21 protein-coding genes are annotated in these 18,766 nt (G+C 46.2%); 8 read left to right on the forward strand and 13 right to left on the reverse strand.

What is annotated here, in order from left to right; all coding sequences use genetic code 11:
- Positions 1 to 9 precede the first annotated feature (9 nt).
- The 7 genes from A8O14_RS03195 to A8O14_RS03225 form a co-directional block, all read right to left on the reverse strand.
- A complete protein-coding gene (locus A8O14_RS03195) occupies positions 10 to 765 on the reverse strand; it encodes an ABC transporter ATP-binding protein (RefSeq protein WP_068948194.1) in 756 nt (251 codons plus the stop codon).
- The gene (locus tag A8O14_RS03200; protein ID WP_068948195.1) at positions 765 to 1,724 is read right to left on the reverse strand and encodes a branched-chain amino acid ABC transporter permease; all 960 of its coding nucleotides are present in this window, start codon (positions 1,722 to 1,724) and stop codon (positions 765 to 767) included. Before A8O14_RS03200 ends, A8O14_RS03195 begins: the two co-directional genes overlap by 1 nt.
- A 14-nt stretch (positions 1,725 to 1,738) precedes the next feature.
- Positions 1,739 to 2,593: a branched-chain amino acid ABC transporter permease gene (locus A8O14_RS03205; RefSeq protein ID WP_228385103.1), complete on the reverse strand. Its 855-nt coding sequence runs from the start codon at positions 2,591 to 2,593 to the stop codon at positions 1,739 to 1,741.
- 116 nt (positions 2,594 to 2,709) lie between these two features.
- Entirely contained in the window at positions 2,710 to 3,945 is a 1,236-nt protein-coding gene (locus A8O14_RS03210; protein WP_068948197.1) for an ABC transporter substrate-binding protein, read from the reverse strand.
- 76 nt (positions 3,946 to 4,021) lie between these two features.
- On the reverse strand, positions 4,022 to 5,263 hold the full coding sequence (locus A8O14_RS03215) for an FAD binding domain-containing protein (protein ID WP_068948198.1): 1,242 nt from the start codon (positions 5,261 to 5,263) through the stop codon (positions 4,022 to 4,024).
- Positions 5,264 to 5,273: 10 nt separating this feature from the next.
- The gene (locus A8O14_RS03220) at positions 5,274 to 5,732 is read right to left on the reverse strand and encodes a VOC family protein (protein WP_068948199.1); all 459 of its coding nucleotides are present in this window, start codon (positions 5,730 to 5,732) and stop codon (positions 5,274 to 5,276) included.
- Positions 5,733 to 5,746: 14 nt separating this feature from the next.
- Positions 5,747 to 6,439: a TetR/AcrR family transcriptional regulator gene (locus A8O14_RS03225; RefSeq protein ID WP_068948200.1), complete on the reverse strand. Its 693-nt coding sequence runs from the start codon at positions 6,437 to 6,439 to the stop codon at positions 5,747 to 5,749.
- 112 nt (positions 6,440 to 6,551) lie between these two features.
- Here A8O14_RS03225 and A8O14_RS03230 point away from each other — a divergent pair, with 112 nt between their 5' ends.
- The 5 genes from A8O14_RS03230 to A8O14_RS03250 all read left to right on the forward strand — a co-directional run bounded on the left by A8O14_RS03230 (position 6,552) and on the right by A8O14_RS03250 (position 11,852).
- The gene (locus A8O14_RS03230) at positions 6,552 to 7,028 is read left to right on the forward strand and encodes a CoxG family protein (RefSeq protein ID WP_068948201.1); all 477 of its coding nucleotides are present in this window, start codon (positions 6,552 to 6,554) and stop codon (positions 7,026 to 7,028) included.
- 115 nt (positions 7,029 to 7,143) lie between these two features.
- The gene (locus A8O14_RS03235) at positions 7,144 to 7,998 is read left to right on the forward strand and encodes an FAD binding domain-containing protein (RefSeq protein ID WP_068948202.1); all 855 of its coding nucleotides are present in this window, start codon (positions 7,144 to 7,146) and stop codon (positions 7,996 to 7,998) included.
- Between the two features lie 26 nt (positions 7,999 to 8,024).
- Positions 8,025 to 8,534, forward strand: a complete 510-nt coding sequence (locus tag A8O14_RS03240) for a (2Fe-2S)-binding protein (protein WP_068948203.1) — start codon at positions 8,025 to 8,027, stop codon at positions 8,532 to 8,534.
- A gap of 18 nt (positions 8,535 to 8,552) precedes the next feature.
- Positions 8,553 to 10,949, forward strand: a complete 2,397-nt coding sequence (locus A8O14_RS03245) for a xanthine dehydrogenase family protein molybdopterin-binding subunit (RefSeq protein WP_068948204.1) — start codon at positions 8,553 to 8,555, stop codon at positions 10,947 to 10,949.
- A gap of 126 nt (positions 10,950 to 11,075) precedes the next feature.
- Entirely contained in the window at positions 11,076 to 11,852 is a 777-nt protein-coding gene (locus A8O14_RS03250) for a 3-hydroxybutyrate dehydrogenase (protein ID WP_068948205.1), read from the forward strand.
- 54 nt (positions 11,853 to 11,906) lie between these two features.
- Here A8O14_RS03250 and A8O14_RS03255 read toward each other — a convergent pair whose 3' ends face one another.
- A complete protein-coding gene (locus A8O14_RS03255; RefSeq protein ID WP_082913191.1) occupies positions 11,907 to 12,887 on the reverse strand; it encodes a Bug family tripartite tricarboxylate transporter substrate binding protein in 981 nt (326 codons plus the stop codon).
- 170 nt (positions 12,888 to 13,057) lie between these two features.
- Here A8O14_RS03255 and A8O14_RS03260 point away from each other — a divergent pair, with 170 nt between their 5' ends.
- Positions 13,058 to 13,651: a urate hydroxylase PuuD gene (locus A8O14_RS03260; RefSeq protein ID WP_068948206.1), complete on the forward strand. Its 594-nt coding sequence runs from the start codon at positions 13,058 to 13,060 to the stop codon at positions 13,649 to 13,651.
- 65 nt (positions 13,652 to 13,716) lie between these two features.
- Here A8O14_RS03260 and A8O14_RS03265 read toward each other — a convergent pair whose 3' ends face one another.
- From A8O14_RS03265 to A8O14_RS03275, 3 genes are all read right to left on the reverse strand, one after another.
- Positions 13,717 to 14,886: an NAD(P)/FAD-dependent oxidoreductase gene (locus A8O14_RS03265; RefSeq protein ID WP_068948207.1), complete on the reverse strand. Its 1,170-nt coding sequence runs from the start codon at positions 14,884 to 14,886 to the stop codon at positions 13,717 to 13,719.
- Between the two features lie 63 nt (positions 14,887 to 14,949).
- Entirely contained in the window at positions 14,950 to 15,114 is a 165-nt protein-coding gene (locus A8O14_RS03270; RefSeq protein WP_068948208.1) for a rubredoxin, read from the reverse strand.
- Positions 15,115 to 15,176: 62 nt separating this feature from the next.
- The gene (locus tag A8O14_RS03275; RefSeq protein ID WP_068948209.1) at positions 15,177 to 15,662 is read right to left on the reverse strand and encodes a rubrerythrin family protein; all 486 of its coding nucleotides are present in this window, start codon (positions 15,660 to 15,662) and stop codon (positions 15,177 to 15,179) included.
- A 156-nt stretch (positions 15,663 to 15,818) separates the two neighbouring features.
- On the opposite strand from A8O14_RS03275, the gene A8O14_RS03280 reads away from it, so the two are divergent.
- A complete protein-coding gene (locus A8O14_RS03280) occupies positions 15,819 to 16,739 on the forward strand; it encodes a hydrogen peroxide-inducible genes activator (RefSeq protein ID WP_068948210.1) in 921 nt (306 codons plus the stop codon).
- A gap of 70 nt (positions 16,740 to 16,809) precedes the next feature.
- The gene (locus A8O14_RS03285; protein WP_068948211.1) at positions 16,810 to 17,910 is read left to right on the forward strand and encodes an alkene reductase; all 1,101 of its coding nucleotides are present in this window, start codon (positions 16,810 to 16,812) and stop codon (positions 17,908 to 17,910) included.
- A 51-nt stretch (positions 17,911 to 17,961) separates the two neighbouring features.
- On the opposite strand, the gene A8O14_RS11850 is transcribed toward A8O14_RS03285, so the two are convergent.
- Both A8O14_RS11850 and A8O14_RS03290 read right to left on the reverse strand, forming a co-directional pair.
- The gene (locus A8O14_RS11850; protein ID WP_191904668.1) at positions 17,962 to 18,138 is read right to left on the reverse strand and encodes a hypothetical protein; all 177 of its coding nucleotides are present in this window, start codon (positions 18,136 to 18,138) and stop codon (positions 17,962 to 17,964) included.
- Between the two features lie 12 nt (positions 18,139 to 18,150).
- Entirely contained in the window at positions 18,151 to 18,693 is a 543-nt protein-coding gene (locus tag A8O14_RS03290; RefSeq protein ID WP_068948212.1) for a cytochrome b, read from the reverse strand.
- Positions 18,694 to 18,766: the final 73 nt, after the last annotated feature.

Below are 18,766 nucleotides of genomic sequence, written 5' to 3' on the forward strand. Positions count from 1 at the left end.
GACTCTCAATTAACCTTGACCTAGGTACACGCGACGTACCTCAGCATTATTTTGAATTTCTTCTGGGGTACCTTCGGCCAAGAACTCACCATGATGCAAAACAATGATGCGTTTGCATAAGCCCATAATGAGTTTCATCTTGTGCTCAACTAAGATGACAGTGCGCTCGCTTGCTAGGGTACGAATGAGCTCCATCATGACTAAAGTTTCCTCAGGAGACATGCCTGCCGTAGGTTCATCGAGAAGCAAAAGGCTAGGGTTGCAAGCCAATGCCATCGCTATTTCAAGCGCACGCTGTTGCCCATGTGCTAAATCCCCAGTTTTCTTGTTGCGAAGATGCTCTAAGTTCACACGGCGCAATAATTGATCAGCAACTTCAATCGGGCCTGGATAGCTTTGGGCATTGCGGAGAAAGTTGTAACGAGCAGTTTCCATCTGCGCAGCTACACGAACGTTTTCATGAACAGTGAGTTGTTTAAAGACATTCGTAATCTGGAAGCTCTTGGAAATACCAATACGAGCAAATTCATGTTGCTGCATGCCAGTAATGTCTTTGCCATTGAAGAGTATTTGTCCGCTTGTTGGAGGGAAGGCGCCACTCAAGACATTAAAGAAAGTACTCTTGCCTGCACCGTTAGGGCCAATAATGGCTGTTAAGGTGCCTGGCATAAAGCTTGTTGAAACATTCTGAAGTGCTTTGAATTTCCCAAAACTTTTACTGACGTTGCGCGCTTCAAGAATAGGAGTATTTGTTGTGCTATTCATTATTTAGAATCCTGATGAATTTGTAGCTTGCTCAGAATGGTTCCCCAAATACCCCTGGGGAAGAACAGCACAAAGAACATAAACACTAAGCCAATGACTGCCATCCAGTGCTTTGTAAAGGTGGTCACTACATCCTCGAGGTAGAGCATGACGGCTGCGCCAACGAAGGGGCCAAAGAAGGTGCCCATGCCACCAAGAATACTCATCATCACAGCTTGGCCAGACTGTAGATAGTGCAATGAGTCAATTGGTACGATTGAAAGATGTAGGGCACGTAATGAGCCCGCTAAACCGCAAATGGCAGCCGACAAAATAAATACCAATAACTTAGTTTTAGCTACGTCAAAGCCGCAGGCAGAAGCGCGCTTTTCGTTTTCACGTATTGCTTCCATCACAGCACCAAGAGGTGAATTGAGGATGCGAGAAATGAGCCAAATAGCCGCCACCACAAAAACGAGAATGATGTAGTACTTCACCAAAGGATTCAGAAAATCTACTGGGATGCCGAAGATATTGAATGAGTCAACACGTACACCGCGCAGACCATTTTCTCCGCCGGTCAAACTCTCTGCTTTGTAGAAGATGTAATAAACGATTTGACCAAGCGCTAAGGTCACCATGGAGAAATAAATTCCTCGGGTACGAATAGCTAGGAAACCCATGATTAAGCCGCCAATAGCAGCGCCAATCACTCCAACCAAAATAGCGGTACCCCAACCTAGGCCATAGTGAACAATGCCGATACCAGTGAGGTAGCTACCGATGCCCAAGAAGGCTGCGTGACCAAAGGAGAGCAGGCCCATGTATCCAAACAGCAGGTTAAAGCCCATGGCAAATAAACCAAAGATGAGGATATTAATAGCCAATGCCTCATACGGCATGATGAAGGGAAAGATTGCTAAGAACAGGGTGCTCGCTAAGACACGATGACGAGCAATAAGTTGAAAAAATGCATTCATAAATATACGGAGCCTTAGCCCATCGTCCCCGCTTTACCAAATAGACCTTGTGGCCGAATCAACAAGACCACAGCCATCAATACAAAAATGGACAGTTCAGCAAGGTCCGGGAGGAATAAAGAAGTCATGCTGTAAACCACGCCAACCAGTAAGCCAGCAACGACAGCGCCAACTGGTGAGCCCATGCCACCAACAACGGTCACCACAAATGATTCAGCCAGAATGGGAATACCCATTTCTGGATTTACTGAACGAGTAGGGGATGCCAAGATTCCAGATAGGCCGGCGATTGCGCAGCCTAAACCGAAAACCAAGAGCCAAACCTTAGCAATATCAACACCAAGTACCTTGACGATCTCTTGATCAGCAGCACCGGCTTTGATGATGAGGCCGTAGCGCGTCTTCTGAATAAAGAACCACACACCAAAAATAATGACTGCAGTTGCGGCAATTAAAAAGAGTCTATATTTGGGGAAGAAACCAATGCCCACATTAACGGTGCCACTCAGTCCATCGGGAGTAATCGATGGCAGGCCTTCAATACCAAAGGTCACGCGCATGACTTCAATTAATACATACGACAGGCCAAAAGTGAGGAGTAATGGGTAGTCAAGACCCCTTCCGTAGAGCGGCCTCACTAAGAAGCGCTCAGTGACTAAACCAAGGCAACCAGTTAACAATGGTGTTAGCACCAAACTAAACCAAAAATTACCAGTAACGCCTAAAAAATAGACGCCCAAGAATGCGCCCACCATAAAGAAGGCACCATGTGCAAAATTCACGACATTGAGCATGCCAAAAATAAGGCACAGGCCCAAGGCCAAAAGAGCATAAATACTGCCAAGGGCAATGCCCGTCAGCAGTTGCATGCATAAAAGTTCAAATGTCAGACCAGTCATAAATGTACTCAGAAAAACTCCCCAAGACCCAAGGGTGCAAGGGGAGTGATCCAGGGAAGATCAAGTGATCCTCCCTGTTTTTGGTATCAGGCTTTGTGGCCTAGCTCTGCGCAAGAGCGCATGTTCTTCTCAGTAGTAGGTTCAATAGTCAGAATATTAAAGACGTCATACTTATCTTTCATGTTCTTTGATTTGGACTCTACGATGATCACGGTTTGAACGGCTTGGTGATCACACTTGCGATAGTACTCAGGACCTTTGTACCAGTCATACTTCAAGTTCTCCATCGCAGAAACCACTTTCATGGTGTCGGTAGATTTGGCAATCTTGATAGACGCTAAAACACTCTTCACGCCAGCGTAACCTAATGCACCATAGTCAGAGGGAACCGAGCCGTTATACATTTTACGGAACGCGTCGTTAAATGTTTTGGCTGTTGGAATGCGATCTTCCAAGCCCCAGTAATATGAAGTGCCGCCAATGATGCCTTCAAAGGCTTCAGGACCACCTGCAAGACGTGAGGTGTACAACAAGACTGGAGTCACAATCTTCATGCTGGATTTAAGACCAAAGTCGGTGCATTGTTTTGCGGCATTGACCAAGTCACGGCCAAAGTTACAGAGCACCAAGATATCTGGATTCAGCGCTTTAATACGTGGCAAGAATGCGGAGTAGTCAGATGCACCCAATGGATGGCGAATATCAGCCAAAGTAGTTGCGCCCATTTCCTTACCGGCACGCTCGAACGCACGAACCATCTCGTGACCATAAGCATAGTCAGCTGTTAGGAACACAATCTTTTTACCAAAACGAGGGATAGAGTAGCGTGCTACTGCACCTGCAGTCATAGTGGGGTTCAATGCCTCATGGAATGTATAGACACTCCAGTCTTTTGCTTCATTAATTGCATCCGATTGGCTAATCGAGTTAAAGAGCACTTTGCGTTCTTTGCACACTGCATTAATAGAAAGTTGAGTAGCAGCAGAAAGTGAGCCAACAACAAAGTTCACCTTATCTTTTTCAATCAACTCGAGCGTACGAGTAGCCGCTTCGCCTGGATTGAGTTTGTCATCGCGTACCAATAATTCAGCTTTGCGACCATTAAATCCACCAGCATCATTAAATTCTTTGATCGCCAGTTCAGCCGCTTTAACTTGGTCTTGCGCTTCAGCGGAGAAGGGGCCGGTTAATGGAGTTGGGAAACCAATTTTGATCGTGTCAGCCTGTGCATTGGCAACATTGAGCCAAAGTGGTGTGCTTGCTGCGGCAGCGCCACCAATTAACATCTTTCTTCTGGTTTGATTCGTTACTTTTTGTTTCATGGTTGTCTCCTCCATATAAAACTTTGATTAAATAAGAATACTTTTTTGTTTATCAAATCTTAACTGAATGCACCTTTTAATGGGCGGATTCAGGCACTGCTCTCCCTTGGGCTAATAAATCACTAATGTCGATAGCGGTTTCTGCCATCACAGTGCCAGCATTGCGTTTGAGATTCTCGGCATCCCTTGACCCCTTGCTTCCCTGTGCCTGCATATAGCGCCCTAAATACTGAGCGCGAGCAACCACTTGTTGACCTAACTTGAGGCGCTCATCGCTATAGGCTTGCAAAGCATCTGGAGTGGCACCCAAGTTATTAATATGCTTAGCAATGACCATTGCCTCATCACCGGCTTTTGTTACACCCATGCCTACATGTGGTCTACCGACAAACGCGGCATCGCCCATGAGAGCTATTCGGCCAAAGACGATTTGCTCAGAGCGCACGTCATAAATTGCTTGCAAAAAAGGAGCGGCAGTCTTCTCTAATATCTCTGCGTATTGAGGTGCCAAAATTTCACGCGCTACTGTCCGCATATGCGCAATATGCTTCCAAGAAACTTTTAATGGTGGAATGCCAATAGGATAGTAATGGCCATCATCATCAGTCAATAAACTAACAAGCTCTTCATTCTCGGAAGCAGGTCGATACCAAACAAAGTTGTAACGACGTTTACCAGGTCGAGTGTCATTACCAGAGCCTGCGACGGGATAGCCTAGCATCTGCTCTCCATTTGGAAGGCAAAACCCAAAGTAATCAAAGAGGGTGTCCAGTGTGTACTGAGAGAGACAGGCTTCATCGCAGACGCCGCGCCAGGCAATGTAGCCGGCGTATTCAGGCTGAATTTGGGGAGCGACTTGCGCTCTCACTCCAGAGCGAATGCCATCGGAGGCAATTAATAGATCCCCAGAGTATTCGCTGCCATCTTCGCAACGTACCTGAACTGATAGGGTATCTTGCGATACCGCTTTTACTGCTTTGCCTTGTAGATAGCGCCCAACTGGGAATGCCTCTTTGAGCATGTGATAGAGGCGACTCCAAGAGGTGAGGATTTGTGGCAATTCTATTTCGCCTAGGCTTTGGCCGTCAGAGCCCAAAGTTACTCGCTGAGTCACTGGTACACCAAGTGTGTGATCGACTATCACGCCCGCGGCACGCAATGCCTGAGCAAGTGCATCGTGTGTCACGATGCCTGCGCCACGACCATCAAGGGAACCAGTAGCTTTTTCTAGAAGTGTGACGTCATGGCCTTGGCGTAGCAAGATATTTGCTACGAATAAACCTCCCAAGGAGCCGCCCACAACTAGTATTTTTGCCATCGGTATTTCCTTATGCGGCCTTTGCGTCTAGCGCTGCTTTTTCTTCGGCTGGGTAATTGAGCTCAATCACAACACCATTAGGATCATCTAGAAAAATTTGATGCAGTTTCAGTACAGGAACTGTGCGCTCCCGATAAGGAATATTGAGTTGTTTTAACAATGCAATCTTTTCTTCAAGTCCATTTGCAAAAAAAGCAATGTGATCTACAGCGCCAGAACCATGCAATGAACTTGGATCGCGATCACCAAGATATTTTTTCAAACCATTTGGGTCATTCTTATCTATTGCAATCAGGTGTAGAACTGCATTTGCATAGCTATCATGAGCGCCGTTGTAGAGCCAAACACCTGGAAAAGGAAAGTCTGGTCTAGGGCCCACTGTTAAGCCCAAGACCTTACTAAAAAATTCTGAAGTTTTTTCAATCTCTAGGCTACGAATGGAGAAGTGATTAAGGCTTAGATTGGACATGTTGACCTTTTCAATTAAGCAAATAGGGTTTTGGCGGAATGTAGGTAAGACTGAACGCGATCGCGAATGATTTCTTGTTCGGAGTTGGGAATATCTGGGGCATAGATGGCTTGGCCATAGATCCAGCGGCGCATGCCGATATAAAAGATGCCACCATGTAAGCCCATCAAAAATTCCAGCTCGCGCTCGGTTGGCTTTGGCTCTACGGGCCGTTTGCAATACTTACGAGTCTCACGAATGAGTCTTGGTAATAAACGCGAGCGGAGCATTTCAAAGAAACGGTCACTGATTGAATGGTCACTCAGACCAGAGAACATCAGAATACGTACGAAGTCATATGTGAGTACGGTATTGGTGTAGTCCAAATAGAAAGCGTTGAACTTTTCCTCCGGCGTAAGTTTGGGGTCATCCAATAATTCTTCCCACTCTGTTTTCCAGCGAGATTCAAAAACTTCCTTATAGACTTCTTGAATTAATGCCTCTTTAGTTGGGAAGTAGTGATAAAGCAGGGTATGCGTAACACCCAGTTCTTTCGTGAGATTGCGCAGCTGGCCATCAATACCGTATTTAGCGAAAAATTGGATGGCCCGATCTAATATTTGACGTTTGCGATCGGCAGTGTTCATGCGCCGACGTGCTGGCGTTAAGGATTGGGCCGGATTTTCGGTCTGATTTGGGCTAGAAACGCTGTCTTCGCTAAAACGCATGGGTTCTCAGGGTTTATCCGAATTTGGACTTATTGACCAAAAGTTAAATAATGGTACATTGTTGAACAATTGGTAGATAAGACTCTATCCGTACAAACCCCAAGGAAGCTAAATGGAACTGAATGGCGAACAATTAATAGCCGCCCCAATCCCTGATGTGTGGAGGGGGTTGAACGATATTGATGTGCTCGCCAAGTCCATCCCAGGGTGCGAAGAGATCAGTCGAGTCTCGCCAGAAGAGGTGCACGCCAAGGTGATGTTCAAGATTGGCCCAGTGAGAGCCCGATTTTCCGGCAAGCTCTTACTGAGCGACATCATCCCAGACCAATCTTGCTCTATGGCTTTTGAAGGGTCAGGGGGTGCTGCAGGATTTGCTAAAGGTAAATCTCGCGTGGAACTCAAACAAGCCGAAGGCGGCACTTTAATTTCATATACGACTGAAGCTTCCATTGGCGGAAAGCTAGGTCAAATTGGCGGGCGCTTGATAAGCGCTTCTGCAAAAAAAATTGCGGATGACTTTTTTCAAAAGTTCGCACAAGAATTAGGCGGGGAGACAGCAGCGCTGGAGTCTAGCGCTGGTAGTGAGTAAAAAAGTAGTTCAAAAATAAAAACAGCAGTTGTAGTACAAAAGAAATTAAAAGTAAGAGTAGTCAATATAAAAATAGCCGAAAAGGCTTACTTCAATTGGCGGTGGAGGAGACGTAATGAAAGCAGCAGCATTTGACTATGTAAAGCCGAAAGCTTTAAACGAGGCCTTGTCTTTGCTGGAGCAGGGTGGCGATGACGCAAGATTAATTGCTGGTGGACAAACCCTCTTGGCGACACTCAATATGCGACTGTCGGAGCCAAGCATCTTGATCGACATTACCGATGTTGCAGAGCTCAAGGGTATTTCTGTGGTGGGGGACGCATTACGCATTGGCGCTTTAGTCACCCATACTGAAATCGAAGATTCTGATTTAGTTGCCAAGCATGCGCCGCTCCTGAAAGCAGCAGCGCCTCATATTGCGCACCGTGCGATTCGTAACTTAGGAACCTGGGGTGGTTCGCTTGCCTATGGCGACCCTGCCGCTGAGTGGCCTGCTTGTAGCTTAACTTTGCAAGCCACCATGGTGATTCATGGCCCTAGTGGCGAACGCAAAATTTCTGCAAAAGATTTTTTTATTGATTTGTACACCACCTCCCTAGAGCCGGATGAGATTTTGGTGGCGACTGAAATTCCACTTGCCAAAAGTAATCAAGTTTTTTATTTCCATGAACTCGCAAGACGCCATGGGGACTATGCGGTAGCTGGATTAGCAGCTGTAGCTGAAAAACAAGGAAATGTTTTGAGCAACTGCGCATTTACGTTCTTTTCAGTCAGCTCCACGCCAGTGATGGCAACGGCCGCTCAAGATCTTGTTAATGGACAAGCTCTCAATGATCAAGTGATCGCAAAGGCAGTGGAAGCTGCGCGTCAAGAGATTGATGCGATAGCCGATATCACCAACAGCGCAGAAGCGAAGACCCATTTAATTGGTGTATTGCTTGAGCGTGGTCTTAAGCACTTAGTAGCCTAATTACTCAGATTGTTCGGAGATTTGAAATGAGTTTGAAGAAAAAAGTATCAATGACGGTTAATGGCGTTACTGTAAATGCAGAGATTGAGCCACGCCGTCATTTAGTCGATTTCTTGCGTGAGGATTTACATCTGAAGGGCCCTCACCTAGGTTGCGAGCAGGGCGCTTGTGGGGCTTGTACTGTCAAGGTGGATGATCAAATCATTCGTGGCTGTTTGTTTCTAGCTGTTCAGGCTGATGGATGTGTGGTGGAAACCGTTGAAGGCCTCACCAAAAATGGTGTGCTGGCTGATCTGCAAGAATCATTTATGCGCCACAACGCGATGCAGTGTGGATTCTGCTCTTCAGGTATGTTGTTGGCAGCTGCAGAGTTGATTGAAATGCAGCCCAAGGCGAGTCGTGAAGAAGTCCGTGAATGGATCTCTGGAAATTATTGCCGTTGCACTGGCTATCACGCAATTGTCGATGCCATCGTTGACGTGCTTGATGCCCGTGCAAAGGGTCAGAAAATTAAACCTGTCGTTGCTCACGCTTAAGGGATTTGGAAACGCATTATGAATAAGCCAAGCGATTTAAAAGGACTCGTTCTCGACCCCGTCACAAATGATCAGCGCTATATTGGTAGTAGTGAACCAAGGCATAGCGCTCGCCGATTATTGGAAGGTCAGGGCACTTATATTGATGATATTCAATTGCCACGCATGGGCCATGTTGTCTTTTGGCGATCACCAGTAGCGCATATGAAGATTGGCAAGATCCACACGGAGCAAGCCAGCAAGATGCCAGGAGTACTGGCAGTGGTTGATGGTGTGCAGATGGCCAAAATTTGTAAGCCTTGGGTTGCAACCCTAGGCCACTTAGCTGGTATGAAATCCGCACCTCAACATGCTTTAGCAATTGATAGAGCTTGCTGGCAGGGTGAACCTGTGGTGGCTGTAGTTGCTGAGACCAGGGCCCAAGCAGAAGATGCTTTGCAGCTGGTTGACGTAGAGTGGGAAGAGTTACCTGCTGTCATCTCGATGGAGTCTGCATTAGATCCTAAAACACCATTAATTCATCCTGAGCTTGGCGATAACTTGTGTTTCACTCGTAGCTTGGATGTGGGTAATGTTGATGAAGCTTTCGCGAACGCTGATGTAGTGGCTGAAGCCACATTTGGTTTTGGTCGTCACACGGGTGTCACGTTGGAGCCCCGTTGCCAAATTGCGGATTACAACCCAGGCGAGCGTCGCTTGACGGTATATCACTCGCAACAAGCACCCCACATGATGCAAGACTTGTACTGCCGTCAGTTTGGTCTATCAGAATCAGATGTGCATGTGATGTGTAAAGACGTTGGCGGATCTTTTGGCATTAAAGTGCATGCCTATCCAGACGATTTTGCAACGGTTGGTTTGGCAATGATGCTTGAGCGCCCAGTCAAGTTTGTGGCCGATCGCTTGGAATCTTTTACAAGTGATATTCATGCGCGTGAGCATCGTATCAAGGGTCGAATTGCTGCTAATAAAGCGGGCGATATCCTCGCTTTTGAAATTCATGATTTGACTGGTATCGGCCCTTACTCCATGTTCCCTAGAACCAGTGCGATTGAAGGCAATCAGGTGGTGAACTTGGTGGGTGGCCCGTATAAACATCAAAATTATCGCGCACACTTGGATGTTGTCTTTCAAAATAAAACACCTACTTGCCAATATCGTGGCGTAGGACATCCGATTGCCTGTGCGGTCACTGAAGGTTTGGTGGATTTAGCCGCACAAAAATTACAAATGGATCCATTGGAGTTTCGTAAACGGAACGTGATTCCCGATGATGCGTATCCATGCTCCGGAATCTCTGGTATCAAATTAGAAGTTCTGTCTCATGAGCAATGCTTGCGTACGATTGAAAAAATGATGGATTACCCAGCATTACGCAAAGAGCAGGCCGAGTTGCGTAAGAAGGGCATCTATCGCGGCATTGGTTTTGCTACTCTTATTGAGCTGACTAATCCAAGTCCTGCGTTCTACGGCGTTGGTGGTGCACGGATTGCTTCGCAAGATGGCGCCTCAGTTCGACTGGATCCAAGTGGCGTAGTTTCGGTATTGGTTGGTGTTGGCGAACAAGGTCAGGGTACTGAAGGCATCTATGCGCAGATCGCCGCTGATGCAGTCGGTGTATCCATCAACCAGGTGCGCATTGTTACAGGGGATACTGATGTAACCCCATACGGCGGCGGTACTTGGGCCTCGCGTGGCGCTGGTGTTGGCGGCGAAGCAGTATTGCTAGCTTGCCAAGCCTTGCAAGAAAATATCTTGAAGCTGGCGGGCGCGATTTTGAATCGACCTGTTGCAGATTTAAGCGTGCATCGCAGCCATGTTCTTGATAAAGCGTCTGGCGAACAGTTATTGCCTTTTAGCGAAATCGGACGTATTGGATATTTCCGTACCGATACTTTGCCTGCAGGTTTTTCTGCAGACTTAATGGTGACCCGTCACTACACCCAAAAAGATTACCCATTCATCTTCACCAACGGTGTACAAGCTTCCTATGTTGAAGTAGATCCTGACACTGGCTTTGTCAAACTGCTGAAGCATTGGGCAGTGGAAGATTGCGGTCGAGTCATTAATCCGATGTTAGTTGATGAGCAGGTTCGCGGTGCGATTGTTCAAGGTATTGGCGGTGTTCTCTTTGAAGAGTGTCTCTACGATGAAAGTGGTTTGCTCCGTAATGGCAGCATGGCTGATTACCTTGTGCCGATGGCTAATGAGATGCCAGACATTGAAGTCGCGCACGTCGAAACCCCAACCCAATCATCCAAGTTGGGCGCAAAGGGTGCAGGAGAGGCGGGTACGGCTGGGGCTCCAGGCGCAGTACAAAATGCTATTAATGATGCTTTGGCACCCTTTAACGCTACGGTATTTGATCAGCCTATTACCTGCGAAAAGATCCTGCGGGCCCTCAAGAAAATCTAGTTTTCTGGGTTTACTGTCCTTCTTTGTGCATAAGCCCGTTATTGGGCTTTGCACATCCTGTAACATCAAGTTTTAAGGATGCCCTGGCTTAGGGTGCCCACTAGTTAACTTGATACGGTAAATAATATGTCTTCATTAAAAGGTAAAACAGCTCTAGTTACAGGCTCAACTAGCGGCATTGGTTTAGGTATGGCAATTGCGCTAGCCAAACAGGGCGCCAATATTATGGTTAATGGCTTTGGTGAAAAAGACGAAGCGATTGCCAAGATCAAGGCATGTGGCGTAGAAGTGGATTACCACGGTGCTGATATGAGTAAGCCTGCAGAGATCGAAGATCTCATTAAGCAAACAGAAAAGCGATTTGGTTCAGTAGATATTTTGATCAATAACGCAGGCATTCAGTACACAGCGAATATCGAAGACTTTCCAACCGATAAGTGGGATGCCATTATTGCGATTAACTTAAGCTCCGCGTTTCACACAACACATCATGCGCTGCCAGGCATGAAGAAACGCAATTGGGGTCGCATAATCAATGTTGCCTCTGTACATGGCTTAGTCGCTTCAACTCAAAAGGCTGCTTATGTTGCCGCTAAGCATGGCATCGTAGGCTTGACTAAGGTAACCGCACTTGAAAATGCACGTACTGGTATCACTTGTAATGCGATTTGCCCAGGTTGGGTATTAACGCCCTTGGTTCAAAAGCAGGTGGATGCACGTGCTGAGCGTGAGGGGATTTCTAATGAAGCTGCTAAAACTGCTCTCGTATCTGAAAAGCAGCCTTCGGGCGAGTTTGTGTCACCTGAACAGTTGGCTGCGCTCGCAGTATTTCTCTGTGGTCCTGACACCTCTGAAGTGCGTGGGGTAGCTTGGAATATGGATGGCGGCTGGACTGCTCAGTAAGTAGATATCTCAGAGTACCGAGCTTTAAAGAATAACCGCTAGGTAACGCATAGCTTACTCAGCGGTTATTTTTCTATCCGCAATAATCTTGCCCCACATCGCAGACTGGCTCGCAATATATTTTTGTAAGTCTTCACGGCTTCCGGGATTGGGGGTTAAGCCGTGCTCTGCTAATTGTGCATTTGTCGCTTTATCTTTAAGGACTGCTACTAGTGCTTTATTCCATTTATCCAAAATCACATCCGGAGTTTTAGCGGGCGCAACAAAAGCGTACCAATTGCTGGCATCAAAGCCTGGATAACCCGATTCTGCAATCGTGGGCACATTGGGTAGCGTAGGTGCTCTTTTTAACCCAGTGGTTGCAATTGGAATAAGCTTGCCATTTTTAATGTAAGGATCAGCAGTAGCTAGGGCTGAGTAATAAGAGGACACTCGACCACCAAGGAGATCCACCATGGCTGGGCTGCCGCCCTTATAGGGTACGTGCACGGTATCAATATCCGCACGAACGTTTAAGAGCTCGCCCTGAAGGTGGGATGCTGATCCGCTGCCAGTAGAGGCAAATGTGATCTTGCCTGGATTCTTTTTGGCTAGTGCGATGTACTCTTTAAAGTTTTTCACACCCAGTTCCGGAATAACCACTAAGACGTTCGGAAAAGTGACACCCATAGTCAACGGCGCTAAATCTTTTTGCGGATCATAAGGTAATTTCATCAGATGCGGTGCAATTGACAGCGGTCCAATTGAGCCAAACAAAATTACCGATCCATCTGCTGGAGCAGTAGCGGTGTAGGCATGGGCAATGTTGCCGCCTGCACCGGGTTTGTTATCCACAATGACATTTTGTCCAAGATCTTCACTCAGTTTTTTAGCGATGACACGAGCAGCGCTATCGGCAGATCCGCCTGCCGCAAAACCGACCACAATCGTGATGGTTTTTTTGGGCGGGAATTCTTGGGCGTAACTGATGGAAAAGCATCCTAGTACCAATAAGGTCAGACAAGTAACTACTTTTGAAAAAGATAGGGAAGGCATATTTTGTCTCGTTTGAATGATTGTTTTTTGCTTATTTTGCACCCCAAACTGGGCTAAGTCACTACCGAAATCGCAATTTTCAGGAAGAATTCAGAATTTTTGGCTACCTGAACAAAGCTCCCAGAATCGTTTATAGTTACATCGCATTCTTATATATAGGAGATCCATTCATGGCTTCAATTTTGACCTCATTGGGACGCACAGTGTTTGCAGGTTTTGTGCTCCTCGTTTTAATCATTCTCGCTTTGGGCGGTAACTTTAGCTCTGCTGAATTGCCTTTCGTATTCCGTTGGTTGCATGTGATGTTTGGTGTGATGTGGATTGGTTTGCTCTGGTACTTCAACTTTGTGCAGATCCCTTCCATGCCAAAAATCCCTGATGAGCAAAAGCCAGCGATTGGTAAAGTTATTGCTCCAGCAGCATTGTTTTGGTTCCGTTACGCAGCACTCTTCACAGTGCTCACAGGTTTGATCGTTGCAACATTAAACGGTTACGCTCATCAAGCCTTCACATTGCAAGCTCCATTCCGCGCGATTGGCTTGGGTATGTGGATTGCTTTGGTAATGGCATTTAACGTGTGGTTCATCATTTGGCCTAATCAGAAACGTGCTCTTGGCATCGTGACTGTTGAAGCGGATGTAAAAGCTAAGTCTGCACGCGTAGCGATGTTGACATCTCGCTTGAATACATTGCTTTCTATCCCAATGTTGTTCTTGATGGTTGCTCAGTCTCACAACACTACTTGGTTTGTGATCGTTTCTTAATCGCACCCAAAGTACTAAAGAAAAGGCCCGCGATGCGGGCCTTTTTGTTTGCTGACGAACTAGGTTTAAGCCAGAATAGCTGGTAATTCCTTAGTAAGGGCGCCGCGCTGTGCGGTGGCGGTACCCATTAAAACAAATCCCAAGAGCTTGCCATCATTAGACTCAAAACGTGCCTCAAGGCCGCCTTCAACGGGATTGGTTTTCCACTGACCAGTAGCACCTTTGGCTGGTGGTGAAACAATTGTTGCTAATGCAGGTGTTTTCACCATCACTGGCATTGCGGGATAGGTGAGGGCGGTACGCTGACCTGTCAGTGTGACTGCCAACGCTCTAGCTGCTTGTATGATGGGCATCACATATGGAAGCACTAGACCTTCTACTTCTGCGCAATCACCAAGCGCATACACATGCGGCATATTGGTTTCTAATTCGCGATTGACTTGAATACCAAGGTCTGTAGCAATACCAGATGCTTTAGCAAGATCTAGCCTAGGCCTTAATCCTACAGCCGATAGAACCACATCACTTGAAATAAGAGTGTCATTGGCTAAGGTGATATTGAGTTGATCATTGGTGCGATCTATCGTCTGAACTGTCGTGTTGAAGTGCCAGCGTACACCCGCAGCACTCAATTTGTCTTGTAGATCAGTAGCCGCAGTCTTCGGAATTAAACGCCCAAGAGCTTGTGGTGCCAGGTCAATCACATCGACTTCGTATCCACCTAAAACTAGATCATTAGCAAACTCACAGCCAATCAGGCCTGCACCCAGAATGGCAATCTTCTTCTTGCCGTTAATAGCATTACGAAACTTTGCATAATCCTCAAGATCATTGACGGTCAATACTTCATTGGCCGCATTGCCTTGCAGTGGCAAACGGATTTGATCGGCGCCTAGTGCCAAGACAAGCTTGCAGTAGGTAATTTCACCTTTGCTAGTGCTGATGACTTGTTTAGCGCTATCGATCGTAGTGACATCAGTTTCAGACAAGATGTTGAGCTCTAATTGAGTAGCCATTCCATCGGCTGGTGTCGAAATCAATTGAGTAGCATCTTTTTTACTGGCGAGGGCCGTTGATAGCATCGGTTTGGAATAAAAATATCCTGGCTCTTTTGTTACGAGCGTAATCGGAATTTCTTTATTGAGTTTACGAATCTCTCGTATAACGGTATACCCAGCCAATCCGCTGCCAATGATGACGATCGCGGATGAGGATTGTGACGTATTTTGATCCAAGACTAGGCTCCCTAGTAATGCGTTAAATGAGGTGATTCAATTGCTTGAGTAATGACCGCTGGTTTAAATCTGAACCATCTCAAAGTCTGATTTTGCTACGCCGCAGTCAGGGCATTCCCAGTCTTCTGGGACATCAGCCCAAGCAGTGCCTGGGGCAATTCCGTCTTCTGGTAAGCCTTTAGCTTCGTCATAGATAAAGCCACATACGATACATTGCCATGAGTTCATGTTAATTCCTTTAGTAATAGATATCAGTTTAAATTCAGTTGAGTTTTATTTCTTGCCAGCGCTTATTTGACAGCAAACACTTTTGCTTTCTCTAAGGCCTGCTTATAGTGGTTAGCATGACGCTCTTCCACATTTGCCAAGGCTGCAAAGCGTTTTGCTGCTTTTGCTAATACCGCCTGAAACTGCTCGGCATGCTCTTTGGATTCTGCAATTTGCTCATCAATTTCTTGAATAGCCGCAGCATTTCCTTCCTCAACAGCAGTTTTTCGAAAAGAGGGGTACATCTCGGTGTACTCGTAAGTTTCACCTTCAATCGCGATCTCTAAGGCGCGGGCTGGAGTGATCGTGTTAGCAGGGTAGAGTAAATCTAAGTGACCGAATGCATGCATGACTTCTTGGTCTGCAGTAGCTTCAAAGATCTTGGCAGTTTCTTCATCGCCAGCCGCGCGTGCTAACTTCGCGAAGTAACGATATTTGACGTGAGCCATAGACTCACCGGCAAATGCGGATTCCAAATTTTGGATGGTTTTAATTTCTGGACGTGCCATTTCGATTCCTTTACTTAATGTTTAAAAAGTTTGTTGGGTTTGCGTTACCGCTTTAATTGCTTACTCAACCATGGAATAGATTGTGGGCTTGAGTTCATAATCAGTCCAATGAATAATTATGCTACTATTTATCAAATTATTCGATAAGGAGGCATTATGGCCTATTTACCGTCATTAAGGCAGCTTAGTTATTTGGTTGCTTTAGCCAAAGAACTCAATTTCACCCGAGCAGCAGAGGCCTGCTTTGTAGGGCAATCCACATTGAGCGCTGGTTTGAAAGAGCTAGAGGACGGCTTGGGCATCAAACTGGTTGAGCGGGATCGTCAAAATGTATCGATTACGCCTGCTGGTTTAGAAGTGCTTGAGCGCGCTAAAACAATTTTGACTGCATCGGAAGATTTGGTTGAGTATGCGGGTGCCTCAGGTAAGCCTATGACAGCGACGATTCGTTTGGGGGTGATTCCAACAATTGCACCTTTTTTATTACCAACCGTTTTGCCGGAAGTTCGCAAACGCTTTCCAGAACTCAAAATTACCTTAAGAGAAGATCTCACGGCAAATTTATTATCTAGGCTGGCTGATCATAAGTTGGATTTCGCATTAATTGCATTGCCTTATGATGTCAGCGGCCTTCTCGTAGAAAAATTATTTGACGACCCTTTTTGGTTGGTAGCACGCGAAGGTGATCCAGCACTCAAGGGTAAAGAAGTTACCTTACCTGCCAAAATGGCTGAGCGCTTATTGCTTTTAGAGGAAGGGCACTGCCTGCGAGAGCACAGTTTGCAGGCATGCAAGAAGGCGGACATTCGGAAAGATGAAGGCATGGAGGCTACTAGCTTGTTGACCTTATTGCAAATGGTGGAGTCTGGCTTTGGTATTGCCTTGCTTCCCGAAATGGCTGTGAAAAGTAGCTTGCTCAATAATAGCGACCTCGTTGCTAAAGCGATGGCGCCGCCGGCCCCTAATCGGGTAATTGCACTAGCTGCGAGATCCTCTACTGCACATACTGCAGAATTTGCGGCTCTAGCAGATTGCATTCGAGAACGACTTGGAGCGAATCTCAATAAATCGAAGTAATTGCAGCAAAGTTATTCAAAAATGATTAGAGTCATTCTTGTTGTCTAAATATCCATAAAGAAAGTAATTCATGTCCGGTAAAGAGATCATGTTCACCCCAGTTAAGTTGGGCTCAATTCAATTGAAGAATCGTCTTGTCATGGCTCCGCTAACAAGGATGCGTGCAATTGCTGGCGATGTTCCTAATCCTTTGGCAAAAATCTACTACGCACAGCGTGCCAGTACGGGCCTCATCATTACGGAGGCTACCCAAATTTCACCATTAGGAATGGGCTACCCAGCAACGCCAGGCATTTATTCACCAGAGCAAACAGCCGCCTGGAAAGAGATCGTGGATGCCGTGCACGCCAAAGGCGGCTCCATCGTCGCGCAGTTATGGCACGTAGGGCGTATTTCCCATTCCTCATTACATCCTGAACAAGGGGTGCCAGAGGCCCCATCAGCAATTGCTGCTTCAGGACAAACTTATGGAGCGGATTGGAAGTTGCATAACTATGAGACACCGAAAGCGATGACGCTTGATGATATTGCGCGTCTGTTGAAAGAATTTGAGGCAGCCGCCAAGAATGCAAAGGCAGCTGGCTTTGATGGCATTGAAATTCACTCAGCTAATGGATATTTGTTAGACCAATTCTTGCAAGATAAAACTAATCAACGTAGCGATCAATACGGCGGTTCGATTGAAAATCGATTGCGTTTATTGGGCGAAGTCATTGATGCGGTAAGCAAGGTATTTCCAAGTGATAAGGTCGGCGTGCGCCTTTCTCCTTATGGCACCTTTAATGATATGGCTGACAGTGATCCAGTAGCTTTGTTTACTGCGGCGATCCATAAGTTAAATGCATATAACTTGGCGTATGTTCATATGATAGAGCCTCGCTCGACCAGTGCCGGTGGTGGCGATCAGGTTTTTGAAGATGCACCAATTACCTCAGAAATGTTCCGCAAATCCTATCAGGGTAAATTTATTACTGCGGGTGGATACGATCAAGCTATGGGTGAGAAAGTATTAGAGGATGGCCTAGCTGATGCAGTGGCGTATGGTCGCTTGTATATTTCTAATCCAGACTTAGCAGAGCGATTCCAGCGGAATGCTTCTCTAAATCCTTATAACCGTGCAACCTTTTATGGTGGGCAAGAAGTAGGCTATACCGACTACCCGACCCTTTAAAAACTGCAGCACATAAGATGCTTGTATAAACCCCGTCAAAGTAGGCGGGGTTTATTTTTTGTCTTCAGGATCTTTGAGGAGACCGTAATGATTGGCTACCAGCAAAAAGGCTAAAGAGGCGCAGCCCATCGCAAAGAATTCCCATTGATGCAGCATGGCAGTACCAACAACAGTCATTAACACTGTCCAGCCAATCGCCATCTTGGCTTTTTTAGATAGTGGTTTCATCCCAGGCATTCCTTAAGCGTGCGCTTTAATTTTATTTAACATGCGACGAAGTGTATCGTCTTTCACGACGTAATGTTGCCACAAGCCAGCTAGCGCATGAAGACCAATTAAGAAATACAAAGAGTTTCCTAAAAACTCATGTATATCCTCGACGATTTTTTTCATCTCTGGATTAGGGGTGAATAGTTGTGGCCATACCAATCCAAAGAAATGAATTGCCTTGCCAGCATATTGAAAATACAGGATGCCGAAGATGGGTGCTATCAATAGTAGGGCGTACATTAGCCAATGCATTGCTTTGGCTAAGGAAGTCAATACAGGTTTTGGATTTGTAGGGCTTGGCACACCATATTTAAAGCGAACCACTAGGCGAAGAGCCATGGCAACGAAAATGAGTTGTCCAAAGACGCCATGGATAGATTTACAAAGTTCGCGTGGTTCGCTGCCTTTGGGGAATTGCCCTTTGAGTTCAATGGCAATAAAGGCTGCAATGACCAGCAGGAATACAAACCAATGCAGGAAGATGGAAAAAGGGTGATAGCGAGTTTTAGACATACTAGGGCTCTAATGTGGGTAGATTCATCATAAATGATAATGAATCTCATTAACAATAACAACCCTAGGGTTA

This window comes from Polynucleobacter wuianus, assembly GCF_001659725.1.
GTDB classification, from domain to species: Bacteria; Pseudomonadota; Gammaproteobacteria; order Burkholderiales; family Burkholderiaceae; genus Polynucleobacter; species Polynucleobacter wuianus.

What these genes read in the sequence shown, in the direction of transcription:
- A8O14_RS03195 (WP_068948194.1), bottom strand. Translation starts at nt 765, where the DNA reads ATGAATAGCACAACAAATACTCCTATTCTTGAAGCGCGCAACGTCAGT.
- A8O14_RS03200 (WP_068948195.1), bottom strand. Translation starts at nt 1,724, where the DNA reads ATGAATGCATTTTTTCAACTTATTGCTCGTCATCGTGTCTTAGCGAGC.
- A8O14_RS03205 (WP_228385103.1), bottom strand. Translation starts at nt 2,593, where the DNA reads ATGCAACTGCTGACGGGCATTGCCCTTGGCAGTATTTATGCTCTTTTG.
- A8O14_RS03210 (WP_068948197.1), bottom strand. Translation starts at nt 3,945, where the DNA reads ATGAAACAAAAAGTAACGAATCAAACCAGAAGAAAGATGTTAATTGGT.
- A8O14_RS03215 (WP_068948198.1), bottom strand. Translation starts at nt 5,263, where the DNA reads ATGGCAAAAATACTAGTTGTGGGCGGCTCCTTGGGAGGTTTATTCGTA.
- A8O14_RS03220 (WP_068948199.1), bottom strand. Translation starts at nt 5,732, where the DNA reads ATGTCCAATCTAAGCCTTAATCACTTCTCCATTCGTAGCCTAGAGATT.
- A8O14_RS03225 (WP_068948200.1), bottom strand. Translation starts at nt 6,439, where the DNA reads ATGCGTTTTAGCGAAGACAGCGTTTCTAGCCCAAATCAGACCGAAAAT.
- A8O14_RS03230 (WP_068948201.1), top strand. Translation starts at nt 6,552, where the DNA reads ATGGAACTGAATGGCGAACAATTAATAGCCGCCCCAATCCCTGATGTG.
- A8O14_RS03235 (WP_068948202.1), top strand. Translation starts at nt 7,144, where the DNA reads ATGAAAGCAGCAGCATTTGACTATGTAAAGCCGAAAGCTTTAAACGAG.
- A8O14_RS03240 (WP_068948203.1), top strand. Translation starts at nt 8,025, where the DNA reads ATGAGTTTGAAGAAAAAAGTATCAATGACGGTTAATGGCGTTACTGTA.
- A8O14_RS03245 (WP_068948204.1), top strand. Translation starts at nt 8,553, where the DNA reads ATGAATAAGCCAAGCGATTTAAAAGGACTCGTTCTCGACCCCGTCACA.
- A8O14_RS03250 (WP_068948205.1), top strand. Translation starts at nt 11,076, where the DNA reads ATGTCTTCATTAAAAGGTAAAACAGCTCTAGTTACAGGCTCAACTAGC.
- A8O14_RS03255 (WP_082913191.1), bottom strand. Translation starts at nt 12,887, where the DNA reads ATGCCTTCCCTATCTTTTTCAAAAGTAGTTACTTGTCTGACCTTATTG.
- A8O14_RS03260 (WP_068948206.1), top strand. Translation starts at nt 13,058, where the DNA reads ATGGCTTCAATTTTGACCTCATTGGGACGCACAGTGTTTGCAGGTTTT.
- A8O14_RS03270 (WP_068948208.1), bottom strand. Translation starts at nt 15,114, where the DNA reads ATGAACTCATGGCAATGTATCGTATGTGGCTTTATCTATGACGAAGCT.
- A8O14_RS03275 (WP_068948209.1), bottom strand. Translation starts at nt 15,662, where the DNA reads ATGGCACGTCCAGAAATTAAAACCATCCAAAATTTGGAATCCGCATTT.
- A8O14_RS03280 (WP_068948210.1), top strand. Translation starts at nt 15,819, where the DNA reads ATGGCCTATTTACCGTCATTAAGGCAGCTTAGTTATTTGGTTGCTTTA.
- A8O14_RS03285 (WP_068948211.1), top strand. Translation starts at nt 16,810, where the DNA reads ATGTCCGGTAAAGAGATCATGTTCACCCCAGTTAAGTTGGGCTCAATT.
- A8O14_RS11850 (WP_191904668.1), bottom strand. Translation starts at nt 18,138, where the DNA reads ATGAAACCACTATCTAAAAAAGCCAAGATGGCGATTGGCTGGACAGTG.
- A8O14_RS03290 (WP_068948212.1), bottom strand. Translation starts at nt 18,693, where the DNA reads ATGTCTAAAACTCGCTATCACCCTTTTTCCATCTTCCTGCATTGGTTT.